We start from the raw sequence: 21,027 nt of genomic DNA on the forward strand, positions 1-21,027 counted from the left end.
CGCGCAGCGCATCGTTCAATGCGCCGCCCGGCAGTCGATCAGGCCTGCTCGCCGTCTTGTGGCAGGGTGAAGCCGGATACCGAGTTACGCATCTCACTGGCCATCTTGGCCAGGTTACCAATGCTCTTGGCGGTGGCCGTGGTACCGGACGACGTCTGCGAGGTGATCTCCTGAATCACGTTCATGGTGTTGGAGATGTGGCCAGCGGACGACGCCTGCTGACGTGCAGCGTTGGAAATGTTCTGGATGAGCGCCGCGAGGGTCTTGGATACCTTCTCGATCTCTTCCAGTGCCACACCCGCATCCTGTGCCAGTCGAGCACCACGTACCACTTCGGAGGTGGTCTGCTCCATGGAGATAACGGCTTCGTTGGTGTCGGTCTGAATGGTCTTTACCAACGCCTCGATCTGCTTGGTCGCGCCCGACGAACGTTCTGCGAGGCGCTGTACCTCGTCCGCTACCACGGCGAAGCCTCGGCCTGCATCACCGGCCATGGAGGCCTGGATCGCGGCGTTCAGTGCGAGGATGTTGGTCTGGTCGGCGATGTCGTTGATGAGGCTTACGATGTCACCGATCTCCTGGGACGATTCACCGAGGCGTTTGATCCGCTTCGAGGTGTCCTGGATCTGCTCACGGATGTTATCCATGCCGGTGATGGTGTTGTGTACGACTTCGTTGCCCTTGTTGGCGATGGCTACGGAACGTTCCGCTACCGCGGAGGACTCCGAGGCGTTCGCCGATACTTGGTCAATCGACACGGCCATTTCGTTGATCGCCGCGGAAGCACCGGCGATTTCCTGAGCCTGGTGCTCGGAAGCCTCGGCCAGGTGCATGGCCGTAGCCTGAGTTTCCTGGGCAGCGCCCGCTACCTGAACGGCGGTCAGGTTGATCGTGGCTACCAGGTCACGCAACTGGTCGATGGAGTAGTTGATGGAGTCGGCGATGGCACCGGTGAAGTCTTCGGTTACCGTCGCGGCTACCGTCAAGTCGCCGTCGGCGAGGTCGGCGATCTCATCGAGCAGACGCAGAATCGCAGTCTGGTTACGTTCGTTCTTCTCGGCGGTTTCGGCGAGACGGCGGTTGGTCTCACGCACCATCACCAAACCGATGATCAGAATCGAGCCCAGGGCCAGGGCACCCAGTACGTAGCCGGCGACAGTGTTCAGAGAGCGACTGCCCGCCAGGCCTTCGAAGCCTTCGGACAGCGTGGATGCCTTATCCAACAGGGTTTGCGACAGGGTGAAGATGGTGTTGGCCGATTCACGAACCTGAAACAGCTCTGGCGAGGTTTCCAGAATCTCGTCCACGGAACCGGAAACGAATTCGAACAGCTCGGAAATTTCCGCCAAGCGCTCGAGGGCTTCCTGGTCGCTCACCTTGGCGATTTCCATCGCCGCGTTACCTTCCTGCATGGCGCTGAGTACACGGCCGAACAGGCTGGCATCACGACCGAACATGTCGGCGGCCTGTACCGAATCCTGATCACCGGCCAGCACTTTATTCACCGAACCGAGAATCCGCTCGGCTAACAACGACTGACGCTGTGCCACCGAAACCTGGGCAGCCGGGGCACCACTTTCCAGCAGGATGTCGACAACCTCTTCGTACTCGACCTGCAACTGAGGGATGGTTTCCGCCAGCGTGGCGGCAACCTGGTGCAGCGACAGAACGGTCTGCTCGCTGGTCAGGATGGCATCGGCGTTCTGACGCAAACCGTCCCAGTCCTGCTGCACGGCAGCCATTTGTTCCTGAACCGCTGCAGGCGCTGCCGGCAGACCACTTTGCGCATTGCCGTCGGTCAGGTAAGACCAACGTTGCTCGAAGTCGTTACGCGCATCGCGCAGCAATGCGAAAGCGGCGGGTGTACCCGTGGCAGCTTCGGTGGCGTTCTTGGCGATACGCTGAGACAGCACGCGCAGCTCACCCGCGTGACCGATGTACTCGGTATCGTAGTTACTCTGCGTATTAACGTACGCAAAGTTGGCGAACAGCATCACGATCGAGATGATCAGGGCGACGAACAGCCCCGCCACGAGTGCGCCAACACGTGTCCCCGCCAGCACATTGTTTGAGACTACTTTTTTCATTATCTGACCCCCGCCTGGGCCCTACCGCACTTCGAATTCCATATAACGTCAGAAGGCTGGCTAAGCCGCCCCCACCGAAAAGCTCTCAAAACGCAACGTCGATAAACTCTGGAGCCTGTGCCAGCGCGTGAGGGCTGAACACCAGCCAGGGCTGCTCGCGCTGAAACACACCATGAATGAACGGCTGAATGGCCGACTCGAGCGGTGGCAGCTGCTCGGAGAAGGTATCCACCGCGAAATGCTGCATACCGAACACCTCATCGACCGTTAGGCCGGCGAAGATGTCCTGATGGTCGACCACCAATACCCGTCGTTGCTTGCGCAGCGGTGACAGCTCACTGCCGAAGAAACCGCACAGATCCATCACCGGCAGCAATCGCCCACGCACGTTGGCCACGCCCTTGACCCAGCTCTTCACGCCCGGTAGCAAGGTATGTCGCGGCTCGTGCAGCACCTCACCGACCTCCCCCATCGGTGCGACAAACAGACGTTCGCCCATACGAAAACCAATACCACTCCAGGTCTGCACCGCGATCTTTTGCGATGGCAAACCAGCCGCAACCGTACGGCAGCGCTGCTCGATACCGAGAAGAATCTGAAAAGGGGTGCGTGTCTCTGACATGCCTGCCGTGACCTTCTTTTTATGCCGCCGTGCTGCCCGGCCTCAGCCGGCCAGCACCGCGTTCAGGGTTTTCAGCAGAGTAGCTTCATCTACCGGCTTGGTCAGGTAATCCTTGGCGCCTTGGCGTTTGCCCCAGACCTTGTCGGTTTCCTGATCTTTAGTGGTGATGATGACCACCGGAATGTGGCTGGTCTCGGCATCCTTGGTCAGTTGCCGAGTCGCTTGAAAACCGTTGAGCCCAGGCATGACGATGTCCATCAGCACTGCGTCAGGCTTTTCCTGGCGCGCCAGAGCAACACCATCGGCACCATTTTCGGCCTTGAGTACCTGATGCCCGTGCTTTTCCAGCATGGCGGTCAGCTTGTACATTTCGGTCGGCGAGTCATCAACAATCAGAATTCGAGCCATGATGTTTCCCAATACATGAAGAAGAGGCGTTTTGGCGTCAGCCGGACATCACGATGCTTGTTCGACCGGTGAGAAATTCGGCACATGGGTCTTGATTGCGCCGAGCAACTCTTCCTTGCTGAAAGGCTTGGTCAGATATTGATCAGAACCAACAATTCGCCCCTTGGCCTTGTCGAACAGGCCGTCCTTGGACGACAGCATGATAACTGGCGTGGACTTGAAGGCACTGTTGTTCTTGATCAGGGCACAGGTCTGATAGCCATCGAGACGCGGCATCATGATGTCGACGAAAATGATGTTCGGATGGGTGTCGGCAATCTTCGCCAGAGCATCGAAGCCGTCCACCGCCGTGATCACCTCACAACCCACCTTTTTCAGCAAGGTTTCCGCTGTACGACGAATCGTTTTCGAATCGTCGATCACCATCACCCTCAAACCTTCGGAATGCTGTTCCATGTCTGCCCTGCCACCACTTCGGTGAGTCGTTGTGTTACGCCATATACAGTGTGCCCGAGGCCCTGAAACCAATGGGCCCGGCCTATCGCAGGGCCTTTTTAGCACACTCTCCCCATGCAAGCTATCAGCCCGGTTTTCCTTGACCGCCGGGCCCGGTCAGCGCCAACCTTGGCGCCATCCCTTTACCTCTGCGGCTGCTTTTTCACCGCCCTTCACGGAGACACCTCAATGAGCGTTCGCCTCGGCATCGTCATGGATCCCATCACGCAGATTTCCTACAAGAAGGACAGCTCGCTGGCCATGTTGCTGGCTGCCCAGGCTCGCGGCTGGAGCCTCTTCTATATGGAGCAGAAGGATCTCTACCAGGCCGCGGGTATTGCCCGGGGCCGTACACGCCCCCTTCAGGTATTCGCCGATCCGCAACGCTGGTTCGAGCTCGGCGAAGAGCAGGATCTACCGCTGGCCGAGCTGGATGTGATCCTGATGCGCAAGGATCCGCCCTTTGATAACGAATTCGTTTATTCCACCTACCTGCTCGAGCAGGCCGAAGAAGCCGGCACGCTGATCGTCAACCGACCTCAGAGCCTGCGCGACTGCAACGAGAAATACTTCGCCACCCGGTTTCCGACGCTCACGCCGGAAACGATTGTCAGCCGAAGACCCGACATTATCCGCGATTTTGCGCAGCAGCACCGTGACATCATTCTCAAACCCCTCGATGGCATGGGCGGTTCGATGATCTTTCGTCACCGCGAAGGCGACCCTAACCTGTCAGTGATCCTCGAAGCCCTGACCGCCCACGGCAGTCAGCAGATCATGGCGCAGCGCTACCTGCCGGCCATTCTCGACGGTGACAAGCGCATTCTGATGATAGACGGTGAGCCGGTGCCTTATTGCCTGGCGCGTATTCCTGCCAGCGGCGAAACCCGTGGCAACCTGGCTGCAGGCGGCCGTGGCGAAGCTCGTCCACTGACCGATAGCGACCGCGAAATCGCCGCGGCAGTCGGCCCCAGCTTGCGTGAGCGTGGTCTGCTATTCGTCGGTCTGGACGTGATCGGCGACCGCCTCACCGAAATCAACGTCACCAGTCCGACCTGTATCCGCGAGATCGATGCCGCCTTCGGTACACGCATTGGCGAACAGTTGATGGACAAGATTGCCGAAAAGCTCAATGCGCGGAGTGCTTCATAGACTTTTATCAGACGCCTCGGCAGACTGCGCGGCAACCTAGGGTCTGCTGACGTTTCAGCACGACCGCGCCGAAACGTTAACAGCCCCTGAACTGACAGAATCGCGATGAACGCAACAAACACCCCACCCGATATCACACCCTCCGGCGTTCGCCCGGCGGATCGCCTGGGGTTTACCCTGTTCCTCGCGGCGGTGCTGCATGCTGCGCTGATCCTCGGCGTGGGCTTTACCTTCATCGAACCTGGGCAGATCAGCAAAACCCTGGAAATCACCCTGTCCACCTTCAAAAGCGATGAAAAGCCCAAGGAGGCAGACTTCCTCGCCCAGGATAACCAGCAGGGCAGCGGCACCCTGGAGAAAAAGGCAGCGCCCACCACTACCGAACAGGCGCAGTTCCAGGACACCGAAGTACGCAAAGTAACGCCTGCGGCCGCTCCGCCACCGCCCGCAGTCGAGCCGCAAGCGCCAAAGGCGGTCGTCACCACCAAAGCACCCCAGCCCCAAAAAGCACCCGCAAAACGCGAGGAAAGCAAACCCACACCGCCAGCACCGACTGCGCACGCCTTCGACAGCGCTCAACTCTCTGCCGAAATCGCCAGCCTGGAGGCAGAGCTGTCCAACGAGGTGCAGCAGTATGCCAAACGGCCGAAGATCCACCGTATCAACGCTGCGTCGACCATGCGCGACAAGGGCGCCTGGTACAAGGACGAATGGCGCAAGAAGGTCGAGCGCGTTGGCAACCTCAATTATCCGGACGATGCGCGACGCCAGCAGATTCACGGCAGCCTGAGACTGCTGGTATCGATCAACCGCGACGGTAGCCTCTATGAAGTACTGGTACTGGAATCGTCCGGCCAACAGGTACTCGACCAGGCCGCCATGCGTATCGTCCGCCTGGCCGCGCCTTACGCCCCCTTCACCGGCGACCTGGCCGACATCGATCGCCTGGAAATCATCCGCACCTGGCGCTTCGAGCGCGGCGACCGCCTGTCAAGCAACTGACCGCGTACGCCCATCACCCGAAGGTGCTTTTTGGCTATGCGACCCCGGCCGCAAGCTTTAAGCTAGCGGCCATGAAAGACGCCAGCCCGAGCATCCTCAAACATCACTTTCTGATCGCCATGCCACACATGGCCGATCCGAATTTCGCGCAAACTGTCATCTATCTGATCGAGCACAACGACCAGGGCGCCATGGGATTGGTGATCAACCGTCCCAACGGCTTGAACCTGGCCGATGTGCTTGAGCAGTTGCGCCCCGACAGCGAGCCTTCCGTGCTCTGCCAGAGCCTGCCGATCTTCCGTGGCGGCCCAGTGCAGACAGACCGCGGCTTCGTGCTGCACCCCAGCGGCCCACAATTCCAGGCGACCCTCGATCTGGGCGACCTCGGCTTGTCGACATCTCAGGATGTGTTGTTCGCCATCGCTCAGGGCGAAGGCCCGGCCAAGCACCTTATAGCCCTCGGCTATGCCGGTTGGGGCGCGGGACAACTGGAGGAAGAGTTGGCCGACAATGCGTGGCTGACCTGCCCAGCCGATCAAGCGATCCTCTTCGAAACACCTTACGACAAGCGCCTTGGCGCCGCCGCCGCGCTGCTAGGTGTGGATCTCAACTTGCTCACCGCCCAGGCGGGGCACGCCTGATGGCCGAGACGAGCAGCAAACCGCTGCGCCTGCTGCTCGGTTTCGATTACGGCAGTAAGCAGATTGGCGTCGCCGTGGGCCAGCCGATCACCGGTTCGGCCCGCGAGCTGTGCATCCTCAGGGCGCAGAATGGCGTGCCGGATTGGCAGAAGGTCGAAGCGCTGATGCGCGAATGGCAGCCTGATGCCTTGGTCGTCGGCCTGCCGCTGAACATGGACGGCACACCCAGCGAGATGAGCGAGCGCGCCGAGAAGTTCGCCCGCCGCCTGAACGGGCGCTTCAACCTGCCGGTTTTTACCCACGACGAACGCCTGACCACTTACGCCGCCAAGGGCGAACGCCTGCAACAGGGCCAGACTGGCAGCTACCGCCAGCGCCCGGTTGACGCCCTAGCCGCAGCCCTGTTGTTGCAGGGCTGGCTGGAAGAAAATAGCCCGAGCTGAATCAGCCAAGGCCACAAGGAGCTTTTCGATGAGTCTACCCAACCCCGCCGAACTGCTGCCGCAGATGGCGTCCTCGCTGATCGATCACCTGAACCGGCGGCAGATCGCCACGCCACGCTTCATCGGTATCCGCACCGGCGGCGTATGGGTCGCTCAGGCGTTACTGGAAGAGCTGGGCCGTGACGAGCCGCTGGGCATCCTCGACGTCTCCTTCTACCGCGACGATTTCACCCAGAACGGCCTGCACCCGCAGGTTCAGCCCTCCGAGCTGCCGTTCGAGATCGAAGGCCAACACCTGGTGCTGATCGACGACGTGCTGATGAGCGGGCGCACCATCCGTGCCGCCCTTAACGAGCTGTTCGATTACGGCCGCCCGGCCAGCGTGACCCTGGTCAGCCTGCTCGACCTGGATGCCCGCGAACTGCCAATCCGCCCGGATGTGGTCGGCGCGACGCTGTCGCTGGCGCCTGATCAGCGGGTAAAATTGTCCGGCCCCGCGCCTTTCACCCTCGAACTCCAGACGCTTTCTGACCCAGGCCGTCCGCAATGACCCCACTCGATGCCAAGCGCCCGCTGCAACTAAACGACCAAGGCCAACTGCGCCACTTTCTGTCCCTCGATGGCCTGCCCCGCGAGCTGCTGACAGAAATTCTCGATACTGCGGACTCGTTTCTCGAGGTCGGCGCCCGTGCGGTAAAGAAAGTCCCGCTACTGCGCGGCAAGACCGTGTGCAACGTGTTCTTCGAGAACTCCACGCGCACCCGCACCACCTTCGAATTGGCTGCCCAGCGCCTGTCGGCCGACGTGATCAGCCTCAACGTGTCGACCAGTTCGACCAGCAAGGGCGAAACGCTGTTCGATACCCTGCGCAACCTGGAAGCCATGGCCGCCGACATCTTCGTGGTGCGCCACGGTGACTCCGGCGCCGCGCACTTCATCGCCGAGCACGTGTGCCCCAACCTGGCGATTATCAACGGTGGCGACGGCCGCCACGCGCACCCGACTCAGGGCATGCTCGACATGCTGACCATCCGCCGCCACAAGGGCGGCTTCGAGAACCTCTCGGTGGCCATCGTCGGCGATATCCTGCATTCGCGGGTGGCGCGCTCCAACATGCTGGCGCTGAAAACCCTCGGCTGCCCGGACATCCGCGTGATCGCGCCAAAAACCCTGCTGCCCGTGGGCATCGAGCAATACGGCGTGAAGGTCTACAGCGACATGACCGAAGGCCTCAAGGATGTCGACGTGGTGATCATGCTGCGCCTGCAGCGCGAGCGCATGACCGGCGGCCTGCTGCCTAGCGAGGGCGAGTTCTATCGCCTGTTCGGCCTCACCGAGCAACGCCTCAAACTGGCCAAACCGGATGCCATCGTCATGCACCCGGGGCCAATCAACCGCGGCGTGGAGATCGAATCCGCAGTGGCCGACGGCGAACGGTCAGTAATCCTCAATCAGGTCACCTACGGTATCGCCATCCGCATGGCCGTACTGTCCATGGCCATGAGCGGCCAGAACACGCAACGACAACTCGACTCCGAGGAGCACAACTGATGCGTACTCGTATCCTCGGCGCCCGCGTCATCGACCCGAGCAGCGGCCTCGATCAGGTCGCGGATCTCTATATAGAAGGCGGTAAGCTGAGCGCCATCGGCCAGGCACCAGGCGGTTTCGAAGCCGATCAGACACTGGATGCCCAGGGGCTGATCGCCGCGCCCGGCCTGGTAGATCTGTCCGTCGCCCTGCGCGAGCCCGGCTATAGCCGCAAAGGCAGCATCGCCAGCGAAACCCTGGCCGCCGCTGCCGGCGGGGTTACCAGTCTGTGTTGCCCGCCCATCACCAAACCGGTGCTGGACACATCAGCGGTCGCCGAACTGATCCTCGACCGCGCCCGTGAAGCCGGCCACACCAAGGTGTTTCCCATCGGTGCACTGAGCAAGGGCCTCGATGGCGAACAACTCGCCGAACTGGTCGCCTTGCGTGACGCCGGCTGCGTGGCGTTCGGCAACGGCCTGAACAACTTCCGCAACGCGCGCACGCTGCGTCGCGCGCTGGAATACGCGGCGACCTTCGACCTCACGGTGGTTATCCACTCCCAGGATCACGACCTCGCCGAAGGCGGCCTGGCCCACGAAGGCGCCATCGCCAGCTTTCTCGGCCTGTCGGGGATTCCGGAAACCGCCGAAACGGTGGCCCTGGCTCGTGATCTGCTGCTGGTCGAGCAGAGCGGTGTACGCGCCCATTTCAGCCAACTCACCAGTGCACGTGGCGCACAACTGATCGCCGACGCTCAGGCACGCGGCCTGCCGGTCACTGCTGACGTGGCGCTTTATCAGTTGATCCTCACCGACGAAGCGCTGATCGACTTCTCGAGCCTCTACCACGTGCAACCGCCACTGCGCACCCGCGCCGACCGCGATGGCCTGCGTGAAGCGGTGAAGAGTGGAGTGATCAGCGCCATCTCCAGCCATCACCAGCCCCATGAGCGCGACGCCAAGCTAGCGCCCTTCGGCGAGACCGAGCCTGGCATGAGTGGCGTTCAGTTGCTGTTGCCGCTGGCCATGACACTGGTGCAAGACGGCCTCCTCGATCTGCCCACCCTGCTCGCCCGTCTGAGCAGTGAGCAGGCCGAGGCGCTGCGCCTGCCGGCCGGCCAACTGCAGGTCGGCGGGGCGGCGGATATTCTGCTGTTCGATGCCCAGGCCTCCACCGTCGCTGGCGAGAGCTGGTACTCCAAAGGCTGCAACAGCCCCTTCCTCGGCCACTGCCTGCCCGGCCAGGTGCGTTACACGCTGGTCGATGGGCATATCAGCTACCAGAGCTGATTGGCTCGCACCTAGGACGGTAGCCATACCTCAGGAGGAGATATGCCGTTCAATGAAGCAGAACGCGCCAGCATGCTGGCGCTCAAGGGCGTTGGCGCCACCGTGATCGGCCGCCTGGAGCAGATCGGTTTCTCCTCACTTGCCGAACTGCGTGAGCAGCAGGCCGCCGATCTGACCTTACAAATCTCGCGAATGATGGGCTCGACCTGCTGGCACAACAGCCCACAAGCGCGCAACGCCATTCAGGCGATCATCGACCTGGCACAGGTATCCGCGCACGATTGAGGCGCAGGACGAAATCGCCAACTCCCCCCATCGCTTACCGCGCAACAGACTGGCACCGCACCTTCCCATCCTGAACCCCATCAATATGCTGACGGTGTTCACCTGCGCGCCCCGCCCCAGGCTACGACTTGAAGCTTGTGGCTTGGCCTAGCCCTCGCGCGCATTCTTGATCGACACTTGGTTATTCAACGTCCAGAAGTCGTACAGAACGCCGACCAAAAACAGCCCGCCGGTGAACAGATACAGGATGCCGGTGATCCACTTGCCTTGGTACATGCGGTGCACGCCGAAGATGCCGAGGAACGTCAGCAAAATCCAGGCGATGTTGAAGTCTGTCTTGCCGGCGGTGAAACGCAGATCCGCTTCACGATCCATGGCCGGAATCAGCAACAGGTCGATAATCCAGCCAACGAACAACAAACCCAGGGTGAAAAACCAGATGGTGCCGGTGACCGGCTTGCCGTAATAAAAACGGTGCGCGCCGAGGAAACCGAAAATCCATAACAGATAGCCGATGATCTTGCTGTGGGTGTCAGGACGCTGCATCGAGGTCTCCAGGAATAATGTCTCAAGCGCTTTGATCAATAACCACGCCGCAGGTTCTCCCCATGCGGCGACGAGACGATCTTGCATGTCAGGTAAGCTTATCCAATACTGTATATAAATACAGTTACCGAGCATTACCCATGGAACTGATCGACAAGCTTACGGTACTCGCCGACGCTGCCAAATACGACGTCTCCTGCGCCAGCAGCGGCGCGCCCAAGCGCAGTTCCAAGGGCCAGAGCGGCATGGGCGCTACGGACGGCATGGGCATTTGCCACAGCTTTACACCGGACGGCCGTTGCGTCGCCCTGCTCAAGGTGCTGCTGACCAATTTCTGCCTGTACGACTGCCAGTACTGCGTCAATCGTCGTTCCAGCGACGTGCCGCGCGCACGCTTCACGCCCGAGGAAGTGGTCACGCTGACCCTGGATTTCTACCGACGCAACTGCATCAGCGGGCTGTTTCTCAGCTCCGGGATCATCCGCTCGGCCGACTACACCATGGAGCAACTGGTGCGGGTCGCCAAGCTACTGCGCGAAGAACACGAATTTCGCGGCTATATCCATCTCAAGACCATTCCCGATGCATCGCCGGAGCTGATCGCCGAAGCGGGTCGCTACGCCGACCGCCTCAGCGTCAATATCGAGCTCCCTACCGAAAGCAGCCTGATCCGCCTCGCGCCGGAGAAAAGCGTGGCGCCAATCAAGCTGGCCATGGGCACCATTCGCGACGGCGTCGAGGAGGCGGACAGCGAAAAGCGCGCGCCAGCATTCGCACCCGCCGGGCAGAGCACGCAGATGATCGTAGGGGCCGATGCCACCGACGACAGCACCATTCTGCACACCGCCCAGTCGCTGTATGGCGACTTTCGCCTCAAACGCGTTTATTACTCGGCGTTCAGCCCTATCCCACAAAGCCCCAAGAGCGTGCCCTTCGAGGCGCCGCCGCTACTGCGCGAGCACCGCTTGTATCAGGCGGACTTTCTGATGCGCGGTTACGGCTTCAAGGCATCAGAGTTACTCGATGGCCCCGGCAATCTGGCTCTTGATATCGACCCCAAACTGGCCTGGGCGCTGAACAACCGCCAACACTTTCCCGTCGACCTGAATCGCGCCGATGTGTCCCTGATCGCCCGCATACCCGGCATTGGCGTGCTCAGTGCCCAACGCCTGATCGCCCTGCGTCAGCAAAAACGTATCCGCTTCGAGGATGTTGGCCGCCTGCGCTGTGCTCTGGAGAAAGCCAAACCCTTCATCGTCACCCAGGATTACCGCCCCGCTCAGGCCACCCGCGAATCCTTGCTGCTGCGCCAGCAACTGAGCGAGGCACCCCGGCAGATGGGGCTGTGGTGATGTATCAGGTTTGTTTCGATGGCAGCTTCGCCGGTTGGCGCGAGGCCGCGCGTAGCCAACTGCGCCGTGGACTGGCCCCACACCAGTTGAGCTGGGTGCAGGACAGCCAGGAGAATCAGGATCTTTTCGGCCAACTGGATGAGCCGCAACAGCCCATGGGCCGTGATCGCCCGGTGCGCGTGCCGCGTACCCTGCTCGATCAGCTGGAAAGTGCCGCGCGCTTTCGCTGTGCGCGGCGCTGGGCACTGCTCTATCGCATTCTCTGGCGCGTTGCCGCAGGCGATCAGGCCGCCATGCTGGCCGGAGATATCGACGGTAGCGAACTGCATGGGCGCCTCAAGGCCGTGCGCCGTGAGGCTCACCATCTGCATGCGTTTCTGCGCTTCAAGCCGCGCGATGCAACGGCCGGAGGCCCGCAACTGGTGGCCTGGCACGAGCCCGCGCATGACATCCTGGCCAGTGCCAGCATGCACTTCGCCGAACGCTTGGGTCGGCAAACCTGGCTGATCGCGACACCCGACGATGGCGTGTATTGGGATGGTGAAAACCTGCATTACACCACCCCCTGCCCACCCGAATGGCAGCAACTGGCGCAGGGTACCGATGATCGCAACGAAGCGATGTGGCTGGCGTATTACGGCAGCACCTTCAACCCGGCGCGGCTCAATCGCAGCGTGCTGGAAACCAATATGCCGGTGCGCTTCTGGCGAAATCTGCCAGAAGGCCCGCTGATTCCCAGGTTGATGAGCCAGGCCCGGGCAGGCGCCCAGGCCGATGGGCAGGCCCTGGCTGTTGCGGTCAAGCCTGGAAAGCGTATCCAGGCTGACGCCGAGCAGGTACTGCCGGTTCGGCAGTGAGCCTGCGTGGCTCCGAGCGACCTATCCAGCAGCCCGGCAGATTACGTGCTGATCAGCGGAAGCGCTGCCCCGGATTCTCGTCAGTGACTTCCAGGGACAGCCCTTGGGACATGTTGGTCAAATGCTCGCCATCGGTTTCCGAGCCCAGTTTGATCATCAGGCGCAGGTCGTTCGCCGAGTCGGCGTACAACAAGGCATCCTCATAGGTGATCTCGCCCTGGCTGTAGAGGTTGTACAGCGCCTGGTCGAAGGTCTGCATGCCCAGCTCGGAAGAACGCTTCATCAGCGCCTTCAGTTCGTGCACATCGCCCTTGCGGATCAGGTCGGCAGCCAGCGGGGTATTGATCAACACCTCGATCACCGCACGACGACCTTTGCCATCCGGCGTGGGAATCAGTTGCTGGGCGACGATGGCCTTGAGGTTCAGCGACAGATCCATCCACACCTGATTCTGCCGGTTCGCCGGGAAGAAGTTGATGATCCGATCCAGCGCCTGGTTGGCGTTGTTGGCGTGCAGTGTGGCCAGGCACAGGTGACCGGTCTCGGCGAAGGCTACGGCATGATCCATGGTTTCTCGGGTGCGCACCTCACCGATCAGAATCACATCCGGCGCCTGGCGCAGAGTGTTCTTCAGCGCCACTTCGAAGGAATCGGTGTCGATACCCACTTCACGCTGGGTCACGATGCAGTTCTGGTGCTGGTGGATGTACTCGATCGGGTCTTCGATGGAGATGATATGGCCACTGCTGTTCTTGTTGCGGTAGCCGATCATCGCCGCCAGCGAGGTGGATTTACCGGTACCCGTGGCGCCGACGAACAGCACCAGGCCGCGCTTGGTCATTGCCAATTTCTTGAGAACTTCCGGCAGCTTGAGGTCATCCAGTGTCGGGATGTTGGTCTCGATACGACGCAGCACCATGCCAGCCAGGTTGCGCTGGTAGAAGGCACTGACGCGGAAGCGGCCGATGCCCCGGGCGCTGATCGCGAAGTTGCACTCGTGGTTCTCGGCGAAGTACAAGCGCTGCTGCTCGGTCATCACCGAGTGCACGGTTTCACGGGTCATTTCCGGGGTCAGCGGCGTCTTGGTCACGGGCATGATCTTGCCGTTGACCTTCATCGACGGCGGCACGCCAGCGGTGATGAACAGATCGGACCCGCCTTTTTCGACCATCAGGCGCAACAGTTTTTCGAATTCCATGGGTGCCTACCTACATGCGCTGGAGCGACGTTCAGCTACCGGGCGAGGGTTCGCCGGTGACCAGGAGCGCGGGCGATCACGGGATCGCCCGGCATGACGAGAATGATCTCAGAAGTTTTCAGGTGTCTTGGCTTTTTCCCGCGCACTCTCGCGGCTGACCAGCCCTTTGGAGACGAGGGTTTTCAGGCACGCATCCAGGGTTTGCATGCCCAGCGCACCGCCGGTCTGGATGGCCGAGTACATCTGCGCCACCTTGTCCTCGCGGATCAGGTTACGGATCGCCGGGGTGCCGATCATGATTTCGTGGGCGGCCACGCGGCCACCGCCGATCTTTTTCAGCAGGGTCTGGGAAATCACCGCCTGCAGCGATTCGGACAGCATGGAACGCACCATGGATTTCTCTTCGGCAGGGAACACATCGACCACCCGGTCGATGGTCTTGGCCGCCGAGGTGGTGTGCAGAGTGCCAAACACCAGGTGACCGGTTTCCGCGGCGGTCAGCGCCAGGCGGATGGTTTCCAGGTCGCGCATCTCGCCGACCAGGATGATGTCCGGGTCTTCACGCAACGCCGAGCGCAGGGCTTCCGAGAAGCCCAGGGTGTCGCGGTGCACTTCACGCTGGTTGATCAGGCACTTTTTCGACTCGTGAACGAATTCGATCGGGTCTTCGACAGTAAGGATGTGGTGGTACTTGTTGCTGTTGATGTAGTCGAGCATCGCCGCCAGGGTGGTGGACTTGCCCGAGCCGGTAGGCCCGGTCACCAGCACCAGCCCGCGCGGCACGTCGGAGACCTTCTTGAAGATCTCGCCCATGCCCAGGTCTTCCATGCTCAGCACCTTGGAAGGAATGGTACGGAACACCGCACCGCTGCCACGGTTCTGGTTGAAGGCGTTGACCCGGAAGCGCGCGACACCCGGCACTTCGAACGAGAAGTCGGTCTCCAGGAACTCCTCGAAGTCCTTGCGCTGCTTGTCGTTCATGATGTCGTAGATCAGCGCGTGCACCTGTTTGTGATCCAGGGCAGGCAAGTTGATCCGGCGCACGTCGCCGTCGACCCGAATCATCGGCGGCAGGCCTGCCGAGAGGTGCAGATCCGACGCGCCTTGCTTGGCGCTGAAGGCAAGCAGCTCGGTGATATCCATGGGACTCCCTAATGACGGTAGAATGCCGCGTAACTCAGGATAGGGGGCCTTGGGGGATCACCATGCGGCTGCGCGAGCACGCCCTTCGGAGACCACCGTCAAGCCCGCAGAAACGCTCAGGCGGCAGGCGCAGGTAATGTCCACGATAGCAGAGAATATTGCAAAGGTCGGTGTGCGTATCCGTGAGGCGGCGCAAGCCTCGCAGCGAGATTTCGCCACAATTGGCCTGTTGGCGGTGAGCAAGACCAAGCCAGCCGAGGCGATTCGCGAGGCTCATGGGGCCGGCCTGCACGATTTTGGCGAGAACTACCTGCAGGAGGCACTGGACAAGCAGGTGCAGTTGGCCGACCTGGCACTGACCTGGCATTTCATCGGCCCCATCCAGTCGAACAAGACCCGTCCCATTGCCGAACACTTCGCTTGGGTGCATTCGGTGGATCGCCTGAAAATCGCCGAGCGTCTGAGCGACCAGCGTCCACCAGAATTGCCGCCACTGAACATCTGCCTGCAGGTCAACGTCAGCGGCGAGGACAGCAAGTCCGGCTGCCAGCCCGACGAGCTCCAGGCGCTGGCACAGGCGGTTACACAACTGCCCAACCTGCGCCTGCGCGGATTGATGACAATTCCCCAGCCCACCGACGACGTCGCCATGCAGCGCGCGGCCTTCGCCCGTCTGCGGGCGCTGCGCGACGGCCTGAACCTCGATCTCGACACCCTGTCCATGGGCATGAGCCACGACCTCGAGGCGGCTATCGCCGAAGGCGCGACCTGGGTGCGCATCGGCACGGCGCTGTTTGGTGAGCGTGACTACAGCAAGACCTGAATCACCCGATCTCGACTCTCTAGATAGGAAACTCACCATGACCACTCCCCGCATCGCCTTTATCGGTGCCGGCAACATGGCCGCCAGCCTGATCGGCGGGATGCTCGCTCAGGGGCTGCCAGCCAGCGCGATCCGCGCCAGCGACCGCGGCGCCGAGCAACGCGAGAAGATCAACCGGGAACACGGTATCGAGGTACTGGCGAGCAATGCCGAGGCCTGTCGCGATGCCGATGTGATCGTTCTGGCGGTCAAACCCCAGGTGATGAAGGACGTATGCCTCGACCTGGCGCCACACCTGCAGGCGGGCCAGCTGATCGTTTCCATCGCCGCCGGTATCACCAGCGCCAGCCTGGAAAACTGGCTGGGCCCGCGCGCCGTGGTGCGCTGCATGCCCAACACGCCGTCGCTGCTGCGCCTGGGCGCCAGCGGCCTGTACGCCAACGCGCGAGTCAGCGCCGAACAGCGCCAGCAAGCCGAACAATTGCTCAACGCCGTCGGCCTGGCCGTGTGGCTGGACGAGGAAAAACTGATCGATGCGGTCACGGCCGTATCCGGCAGTGGCCCGGCTTATTTTTTCCTGCTGATCGAAGCGATGACCGCCAGCGGCGAAAAGCTCGGTCTTCCTCGCGACATCGCCGCCAAACTCACCCTGCAGACCGCCCTGGGCGCCGCACAGATGGCACTGAACAGTGATGTGGACGCCGCCGAGCTGCGTCGCCGCGTGACCTCTCCGGCAGGCACCACCGAAGCGGCCATCAAGACATTCCAGGCAGGCGGCTTCGAAGCGCTGGTCGAGCAGGCCGTAAAGGCCGCCGATCACCGCTCGGCCGAGCTGGCCGAACAACTGGGTCAATAAGGAGACAATCAATGATCGGTTTGAACACCGCAGCCGTTTACATCCTGCAGACCATCGGCAGCTTCTACCTGCTGATCGTGCTGCTGCGCTTCGTCCTGCAACTGGTGCGTGCGGACTTCTACAACCCGCTCAGCCAGTTCATCGTGCGCGCCACGCATCCGCTGCTAAAACCGCTGCGCCGCATCATCCCCAGTCTCGGCGGCCTCGACCTGGCCTCCCTGGTACTGGCGCTGATCGTGCAGTTCGTGCTGATGGCATTGACCCTGATGCTGATGGGCGTCGGCGTCGGCGATCCGCTGCTGATTCTGGTCTGGTCGATCATTGGCGTCACCGCCCTGCTGCTCAAGGTGTTCTTCTTCGCCCTGATCATCAGCGTGATCCTGTCCTGGGTCGCCCAGGGCTCGCACAACCCGGCGGCATTGCTGGTCAACCAGATCTGCGAACCGCTGCTGATGCCGATCCGCCGCATCCTGCCCAACCTGGGCGGCCTGGATCTGTCACCCATCGTGGCGTTCCTGCTCCTCAACCTGATCGACATGCTGGTGATTCGCAACCTGGCGGTCAGCACGGGCATGTTCAGCGGCTTGAGCCTGGCGATCTGAACCGATGAGCTTTCACCGCTGGGACGGTGATGCGCTGATTCTCGAGGTTCACCTGCAGCCTAAAGCGAGCAACGATATGTTCGCCGGGCTGCACGGCGAGCGCCTGAAGATCCGCCTAACCGCCCCGCCGGTGGACGGCAAGGCCAATGCCCACCTGCTGGCGTTCCTGGCCGATGCCTTCGGCGTTGCCAAGAGCCAGGTCACACTGGAAAGTGGCCAGCAGAGTCGCCAGAAACGGGTGCGCATCCAGGCACCCAGACTGCTGCCAGCCGATCTCGGCCTGACCGTTCGCCCTACCTGAACAACCATCAGCGCCATTGCTGCGCACCGGCCCATTGACGCCGCCGCCACCCGTCGCATAATGCTCGGCAGCCCGCATCGTCACCCGATGCCCCCGTCAGGGATCCCCCCATGAGCATGGAACGCCTCAGTGAACAGGTAGATGCCTACGTTGCCTGGAAGCGCGAGCTGGTTCGCGAGATCACCCGCTACCGCAGTTGGTTGGCGCACAACCGGCTGAGCAGTGAAGGGGTGGAAGCGCGCCTGGAGCGGGCGCTGCGCCTGCTGCGTACCGATCACATCACCCTGGCGTTCGTCGGCGAGTTTTCCCGTGGCAAGACCGAGCTGATCAACAGCCTGTTCTTCTCCGAATACGGCCAGCGCTTACTGCCCTCCCAAGCTGGGCGCACCACCATGTGCCCGACGGAAATTCTCTACGACCCAGGTGCTGAGCGCCCCTACATCCGCTTGCTGCCGATCGAAACACGTATCGCCGAGGCCAGTGTGGCGCAGTTCAAGCGCACGCCCCGTCACTGGGTGAACATTCCCTTGGATACCAGTGACGCGGACAACATGGCCAAGGCCTTCGCCCAGGTAGCGGCCAGCAAGGCCATGCCCGTCGAGCAGGCGATCGGGCTCGGCTTTCATCCGGACAACCTGGAAACCACCGACAAACCCGGGCAGGTGCTGGTGCCAGCCTGGCGCCACGCCATCGTCAATTTCGATCACCCACTGCTGCGTCAGGGCCTGCGCATCCTCGATACGCCTGGCCTGAACGCCTTGGGCAGCGAACCGGAACTGACCCTGTCGATGCTGCCCAATGCACAGGCGATCATCTTTCTGCTGTCCGCCGATACGGGTGTCACCGCCAGCGATCTGGACATCTGGCAGCAGCACGTCCAGCCCCTCGACGAAGAAACCCAGAGCTGCCTGTTCGCCGTGCTGAACAAGATCGATGTGCTCTGGGATGACCTTGCCGGTGATGCATTCGTCACCCACGCCATCGAGCGGGTTCGTCTGCAGGCCGCTCGTCATCTGGGCATCGCCCCTGAAGACATTCTGCCGCTTTCGGCCAAGCAGGCACTGCTCGCCAAGGTGCGCAAGGATCCGGCACTGCTCGCCCGCAGCCAGATGGCCAGCCTGGAGACGCTGCTCTGCGAACGCATCGTGGCGCAGAAGGAACGCCTGCTCGAAGAGCGCGTGGTTCGTCAGGTACTGGCCATGCTCAATAACAGCCAGCATGTGCTCGGTCTGCGTATGGGTAAGGTCAACGAGCAACTGAGCTTGCTCAATGAGCGCCGCCAGGATAACGGGCAGATGTTGCTGGAACTGACCGCCCGCACCAAGGACGACCACACCTTGCACCACAAGCGTCTGGTCGCCCTGAAAACCAACCAGCGCCTGCTGCGCAACCAGGGCGAGCGACTGAAGGCCGCCGCACAACCGGAAAAACTCGACGCTCACCTCAACCTGCTGCGCCGTCAGCTCAACGGCAGCTGGACGACGCTGGGCATCAATCAATCCATCCAGCAGTTCTTCCGCGCCGTCGAGGATGACTTGCACAGCCTGTCTCACGATGCCGAGATGGCCAACCGCATGGTCGATGCCATCTACCACCGGCACAACGTGGAGAATCCGCTGCAGGCCGTCGATGCACCGAGTTTCGAGCTGACACGTTACGTACGCGAGCTGCGCCATCTGCAGACAAAGGCCGACCGCTTCCGCCTGCGCCTCAAGACCCTGCTGACCGAACAGCGCAGCCTCAGCAGGCGCTTCTTCGCCACCCTCGTGCAGGAAGTCATTGGCCTGCACCGCCGCTTGCGCCGTGATGCCGAACAGTGGGCCGATGAAGCGCTGATGCCGCTGATGCAGCACACCCTGGAGCACAAGCAGTTATTGGAAGGCCATATGTTGCGCCTCAAGGCCCTGGCCCAGGACACCCAGAACGGCCGCCAGCGCCGCCAGCAACTGGCGCAATACGCGGAAGAACTGAAACAGCAACTGGGCCAGGCCAGCGACATGCTGCGCGTGATGCGCCGACCCGCACCGATACAGCGCCAAGGCAAGGTGGTGACGTTGCCTGGCATGCTGCGCCCTCAAGCCCGCTCCGAATGAGTCCTGCGGGCCGTGACTCGGCTCGCCAGGTTTCCTTCAACGATCCCCTCGCGATGCCCACCCCGGGCATCGGCGACGCGCGCTCTCCTTGCCGCTGACCAGTGCGCTCTTTAGACTGCTGCACTTTCCTTCGTACACTTTATTATCCGAGCAGGGTCGATGCCGACTGCCTTTCCTCACGACTCCGTTGGCCTGGTCACGCCACAGATCGCCCATTTCGCCGAGCCCCTGGCCCTGGCATGTGGGCGCAGCCTGGCTGATTACCAACTGACCTACGAAACCTATGGCGAGCTGAACGCCAACGCCAGTAACGCGGTGCTGATCTGCCACGCGCTGTCCGGGCATCACCACGCCGCCGGCTACCACAGCGCCGATGAACGAAAACCGGGCTGGTGGGACAGCTGCATCGGCCCCGGCAAGCCGCTGGACACCAACCGCTTCTTTGTCGTCAGCCTGAATAACCTCGGCGGCTGTAACGGCTCGACCGGCCCGTCCGACATCAACCCGGCAAACGGTAGGCCCTTCGGTGCCGATTTCCCAGTGATGACAGTGGAAGACTGGGTCAATAGTCAGGCCCGCCTGGCGGACTTGCTCGGCATCGGCCAATGGGCCGCCGTGGTCGGCGGCAGCCTGGGCGGCATGCAGGCCATGCAGTGGACAATCAGCTACCCGGATCGCGTGCGGCATTGCCTGGCCATCGCTTCGGCGCCCAAATTGTCGGCGCAGAACATCGCCTTCAACGAGGTCGCCCGCCAGGCCATCCTCACGGATCCGCAATTCCACGGCGGGCACTTTCAGGAGCAGGGCGTAATACCTAAGCGCGGCCTGATGCTGGCGCGCATGGTCGGCCACATCACCTACCTGTCCGATGACGCCATGGGTGAAAAATTCGGCCGCGGCCTGAAGAACGAAAAGCTCAACTACGACTTCCACAGCGTGGAATTTCAGGTCGAAAGTTACCTGCGCTATCAAGGCGAGGAGTTCTCCGGACGTTTCGATGCCAATACCTATCTGCTGATGACCAAGGCGTTGGACTATTTCGACCCGGCCGCCGAGCACGACGGTGATCTAGCCAAGACCCTGGCTCAGGTCAAGGCGGACTTCTGCGTGATTTCGTTCACCACCGACTGGCGCTTCTCGCCGGCCCGCTCGCGAGAAATCGTCGATGCACTAATCGCCGCGCGCAAGAAGGTTTGTTACCTGGAGATCGATGCCCCACAAGGCCACGACGCCTTCCTCATGCCCATTGCTCGCTACCTGCAGGGCTTTGGCAGCTACATGCAACGGATCGAGGTGTAA

The 21,027-nt window shown here is 61.7% G+C and carries 23 protein-coding genes; 16 read left to right on the forward strand and 7 right to left on the reverse strand.

What is annotated here, in order from left to right; translation table 11 throughout:
• Positions 1-38 precede the first annotated feature (38 nt).
• The 4 genes from ACZ0AI_RS15680 to pilG all read right to left on the reverse strand — a co-directional run bounded on the left by ACZ0AI_RS15680 (position 39) and on the right by pilG (position 3,573).
• Positions 39-2,087 (reverse strand): methyl-accepting chemotaxis protein, encoded by a 2,049-nt coding sequence (locus ACZ0AI_RS15680; protein ID WP_463566156.1) that lies wholly within the window; start codon positions 2,085-2,087, stop codon positions 39-41.
• A gap of 85 nt (positions 2,088-2,172) precedes the next feature.
• Complete coding sequence (locus tag ACZ0AI_RS15685) at positions 2,173-2,709, reverse strand: chemotaxis protein CheW (protein ID WP_463562666.1); 537 nt, start codon at positions 2,707-2,709, stop codon at positions 2,173-2,175.
• Positions 2,710-2,751: 42 nt separating this feature from the next.
• Positions 2,752-3,117, reverse strand: a complete 366-nt coding sequence (pilH, locus tag ACZ0AI_RS15690) for a twitching motility response regulator PilH (protein ID WP_225837492.1) — start codon at positions 3,115-3,117, stop codon at positions 2,752-2,754.
• Positions 3,118-3,165: 48 nt separating this feature from the next.
• Complete coding sequence (pilG, locus tag ACZ0AI_RS15695) at positions 3,166-3,573, reverse strand: twitching motility response regulator PilG (protein ID WP_225837490.1); 408 nt, start codon at positions 3,571-3,573, stop codon at positions 3,166-3,168.
• Between the two features lie 228 nt (positions 3,574-3,801).
• Here pilG and gshB point away from each other — a divergent pair, with 228 nt between their 5' ends.
• From gshB to ACZ0AI_RS15735, 8 genes are all read left to right on the forward strand, one after another.
• Complete coding sequence (gshB, locus tag ACZ0AI_RS15700; protein ID WP_463562667.1) at positions 3,802-4,764, forward strand: glutathione synthase; 963 nt, start codon at positions 3,802-3,804, stop codon at positions 4,762-4,764.
• Between the two features lie 105 nt (positions 4,765-4,869).
• Positions 4,870-5,766, forward strand: coding sequence for an energy transducer TonB (locus ACZ0AI_RS15705; protein ID WP_463562668.1), 897 nt, complete (start codon positions 4,870-4,872; stop codon positions 5,764-5,766).
• A 71-nt stretch (positions 5,767-5,837) separates the two neighbouring features.
• Positions 5,838-6,407, forward strand: coding sequence for a YqgE/AlgH family protein (locus ACZ0AI_RS15710; RefSeq protein ID WP_463562669.1), 570 nt, complete (start codon positions 5,838-5,840; stop codon positions 6,405-6,407).
• Complete coding sequence (gene ruvX, locus ACZ0AI_RS15715) at positions 6,407-6,850, forward strand: Holliday junction resolvase RuvX (RefSeq protein WP_463562670.1); 444 nt, start codon at positions 6,407-6,409, stop codon at positions 6,848-6,850. Before ACZ0AI_RS15710 ends, ruvX begins: the two co-directional genes overlap by 1 nt.
• 28 nt (positions 6,851-6,878) lie before the next feature.
• Positions 6,879-7,400: a bifunctional pyr operon transcriptional regulator/uracil phosphoribosyltransferase PyrR gene (gene pyrR / locus ACZ0AI_RS15720; protein WP_463562671.1), complete on the forward strand. Its 522-nt coding sequence runs from the start codon at positions 6,879-6,881 to the stop codon at positions 7,398-7,400.
• The gene (locus tag ACZ0AI_RS15725; protein ID WP_463562672.1) at positions 7,397-8,401 is read left to right on the forward strand and encodes an aspartate carbamoyltransferase catalytic subunit; all 1,005 of its coding nucleotides are present in this window, start codon (positions 7,397-7,399) and stop codon (positions 8,399-8,401) included. The genes pyrR and ACZ0AI_RS15725 overlap by 4 nt, the downstream gene beginning before the upstream one ends.
• Positions 8,401-9,672, forward strand: coding sequence for a dihydroorotase (locus ACZ0AI_RS15730; RefSeq protein ID WP_463562673.1), 1,272 nt, complete (start codon positions 8,401-8,403; stop codon positions 9,670-9,672). The genes ACZ0AI_RS15725 and ACZ0AI_RS15730 overlap by 1 nt, the downstream gene beginning before the upstream one ends.
• A gap of 42 nt (positions 9,673-9,714) precedes the next feature.
• Entirely contained in the window at positions 9,715-9,957 is a 243-nt protein-coding gene (locus ACZ0AI_RS15735) for a helix-hairpin-helix domain-containing protein (protein WP_463562674.1), read from the forward strand.
• A gap of 147 nt (positions 9,958-10,104) precedes the next feature.
• Here the strand turns inward: ACZ0AI_RS15735 and ACZ0AI_RS15740 are convergent, their stop codons facing one another.
• On the reverse strand, positions 10,105-10,503 hold the full coding sequence (locus tag ACZ0AI_RS15740) for an NINE protein (RefSeq protein ID WP_463562675.1): 399 nt from the start codon (positions 10,501-10,503) through the stop codon (positions 10,105-10,107).
• A gap of 140 nt (positions 10,504-10,643) precedes the next feature.
• On the opposite strand from ACZ0AI_RS15740, the gene ACZ0AI_RS15745 reads away from it, so the two are divergent.
• Both ACZ0AI_RS15745 and ACZ0AI_RS15750 read left to right on the forward strand, forming a co-directional pair.
• The gene (locus tag ACZ0AI_RS15745) at positions 10,644-11,855 is read left to right on the forward strand and encodes a putative DNA modification/repair radical SAM protein (protein ID WP_463562676.1); all 1,212 of its coding nucleotides are present in this window, start codon (positions 10,644-10,646) and stop codon (positions 11,853-11,855) included.
• Positions 11,855-12,712, forward strand: coding sequence for a TIGR03915 family putative DNA repair protein (locus ACZ0AI_RS15750; protein WP_463562677.1), 858 nt, complete (start codon positions 11,855-11,857; stop codon positions 12,710-12,712). The genes ACZ0AI_RS15745 and ACZ0AI_RS15750 overlap by 1 nt, the downstream gene beginning before the upstream one ends.
• Before the next feature lie 52 nt (positions 12,713-12,764).
• Here the strand turns inward: ACZ0AI_RS15750 and ACZ0AI_RS15755 are convergent, their stop codons facing one another.
• Both ACZ0AI_RS15755 and ACZ0AI_RS15760 read right to left on the reverse strand, forming a co-directional pair.
• Positions 12,765-13,910: a PilT/PilU family type 4a pilus ATPase gene (locus ACZ0AI_RS15755; RefSeq protein WP_463562678.1), complete on the reverse strand. Its 1,146-nt coding sequence runs from the start codon at positions 13,908-13,910 to the stop codon at positions 12,765-12,767.
• A gap of 108 nt (positions 13,911-14,018) precedes the next feature.
• On the reverse strand, positions 14,019-15,053 hold the full coding sequence (locus tag ACZ0AI_RS15760) for a type IV pilus twitching motility protein PilT (protein ID WP_070880353.1): 1,035 nt from the start codon (positions 15,051-15,053) through the stop codon (positions 14,019-14,021).
• Between the two features lie 136 nt (positions 15,054-15,189).
• Between ACZ0AI_RS15760 and ACZ0AI_RS15765 the strand changes: the two genes are divergently transcribed.
• The 6 genes from ACZ0AI_RS15765 to metX all read left to right on the forward strand — a co-directional run bounded on the left by ACZ0AI_RS15765 (position 15,190) and on the right by metX (position 21,027).
• Entirely contained in the window at positions 15,190-15,876 is a 687-nt protein-coding gene (locus ACZ0AI_RS15765; protein ID WP_463562679.1) for a YggS family pyridoxal phosphate-dependent enzyme, read from the forward strand.
• Between the two features lie 37 nt (positions 15,877-15,913).
• The gene (gene proC / locus ACZ0AI_RS15770) at positions 15,914-16,732 is read left to right on the forward strand and encodes a pyrroline-5-carboxylate reductase (protein WP_463562680.1); all 819 of its coding nucleotides are present in this window, start codon (positions 15,914-15,916) and stop codon (positions 16,730-16,732) included.
• Between the two features lie 11 nt (positions 16,733-16,743).
• Positions 16,744-17,334: a YggT family protein gene (locus tag ACZ0AI_RS15775; RefSeq protein WP_463562681.1), complete on the forward strand. Its 591-nt coding sequence runs from the start codon at positions 16,744-16,746 to the stop codon at positions 17,332-17,334.
• Between the two features lie 4 nt (positions 17,335-17,338).
• Positions 17,339-17,635 carry a DUF167 domain-containing protein gene (locus tag ACZ0AI_RS15780; protein ID WP_463562682.1) on the forward strand — a complete coding sequence of 99 codons (297 nt, stop codon included), beginning with the start codon at positions 17,339-17,341 and terminating at the stop codon, positions 17,633-17,635.
• A gap of 110 nt (positions 17,636-17,745) precedes the next feature.
• Positions 17,746-19,728 (forward strand): dynamin family protein, encoded by a 1,983-nt coding sequence (locus ACZ0AI_RS15785; protein WP_463562683.1) that lies wholly within the window; start codon positions 17,746-17,748, stop codon positions 19,726-19,728.
• 159 nt (positions 19,729-19,887) lie between these two features.
• Complete coding sequence (metX, locus tag ACZ0AI_RS15790; RefSeq protein WP_463562684.1) at positions 19,888-21,027, forward strand: homoserine O-succinyltransferase MetX; 1,140 nt, start codon at positions 19,888-19,890, stop codon at positions 21,025-21,027.

This window comes from Pseudomonas sp. AC355, assembly GCF_979258205.1.

Bases quoted from the DNA above. Each gene is read 5' to 3' on its own strand.
- ACZ0AI_RS15735 (WP_463562674.1), top strand. From the start codon at position 9,715: ATGCCGTTCAATGAAGCAGAACGCGCCAGCATGCTGGCGCTCAAGGGC.
- pyrR (WP_463562671.1), top strand. From the start codon at position 6,879: ATGAGTCTACCCAACCCCGCCGAACTGCTGCCGCAGATGGCGTCCTCG.
- metX (WP_463562684.1), top strand. From the start codon at position 19,888: ATGCCGACTGCCTTTCCTCACGACTCCGTTGGCCTGGTCACGCCACAG.
- ACZ0AI_RS15780 (WP_463562682.1), top strand. From the start codon at position 17,339: ATGAGCTTTCACCGCTGGGACGGTGATGCGCTGATTCTCGAGGTTCAC.
- proC (WP_463562680.1), top strand. From the start codon at position 15,914: ATGACCACTCCCCGCATCGCCTTTATCGGTGCCGGCAACATGGCCGCC.
- pilH (WP_225837492.1), bottom strand. From the start codon at position 3,117: ATGGCTCGAATTCTGATTGTTGATGACTCGCCGACCGAAATGTACAAG.
- ACZ0AI_RS15685 (WP_463562666.1), bottom strand. From the start codon at position 2,709: ATGTCAGAGACACGCACCCCTTTTCAGATTCTTCTCGGTATCGAGCAG.
- ACZ0AI_RS15765 (WP_463562679.1), top strand. From the start codon at position 15,190: ATGTCCACGATAGCAGAGAATATTGCAAAGGTCGGTGTGCGTATCCGT.
- gshB (WP_463562667.1), top strand. From the start codon at position 3,802: ATGAGCGTTCGCCTCGGCATCGTCATGGATCCCATCACGCAGATTTCC.
- ACZ0AI_RS15705 (WP_463562668.1), top strand. From the start codon at position 4,870: ATGAACGCAACAAACACCCCACCCGATATCACACCCTCCGGCGTTCGC.
- ACZ0AI_RS15725 (WP_463562672.1), top strand. From the start codon at position 7,397: ATGACCCCACTCGATGCCAAGCGCCCGCTGCAACTAAACGACCAAGGC.
- ACZ0AI_RS15680 (WP_463566156.1), bottom strand. From the start codon at position 2,087: ATGAAAAAAGTAGTCTCAAACAATGTGCTGGCGGGGACACGTGTTGGC.
- ACZ0AI_RS15730 (WP_463562673.1), top strand. From the start codon at position 8,401: ATGCGTACTCGTATCCTCGGCGCCCGCGTCATCGACCCGAGCAGCGGC.
- ACZ0AI_RS15740 (WP_463562675.1), bottom strand. From the start codon at position 10,503: ATGCAGCGTCCTGACACCCACAGCAAGATCATCGGCTATCTGTTATGG.
- ACZ0AI_RS15760 (WP_070880353.1), bottom strand. From the start codon at position 15,053: ATGGATATCACCGAGCTGCTTGCCTTCAGCGCCAAGCAAGGCGCGTCG.
- ACZ0AI_RS15745 (WP_463562676.1), top strand. From the start codon at position 10,644: ATGGAACTGATCGACAAGCTTACGGTACTCGCCGACGCTGCCAAATAC.
- ACZ0AI_RS15755 (WP_463562678.1), bottom strand. From the start codon at position 13,910: ATGGAATTCGAAAAACTGTTGCGCCTGATGGTCGAAAAAGGCGGGTCC.
- pilG (WP_225837490.1), bottom strand. From the start codon at position 3,573: ATGGAACAGCATTCCGAAGGTTTGAGGGTGATGGTGATCGACGATTCG.
- ACZ0AI_RS15710 (WP_463562669.1), top strand. From the start codon at position 5,838: ATGAAAGACGCCAGCCCGAGCATCCTCAAACATCACTTTCTGATCGCC.
- ACZ0AI_RS15750 (WP_463562677.1), top strand. From the start codon at position 11,855: ATGTATCAGGTTTGTTTCGATGGCAGCTTCGCCGGTTGGCGCGAGGCC.
- ACZ0AI_RS15775 (WP_463562681.1), top strand. From the start codon at position 16,744: ATGATCGGTTTGAACACCGCAGCCGTTTACATCCTGCAGACCATCGGC.
- ruvX (WP_463562670.1), top strand. From the start codon at position 6,407: ATGGCCGAGACGAGCAGCAAACCGCTGCGCCTGCTGCTCGGTTTCGAT.
- ACZ0AI_RS15785 (WP_463562683.1), top strand. From the start codon at position 17,746: ATGAGCATGGAACGCCTCAGTGAACAGGTAGATGCCTACGTTGCCTGG.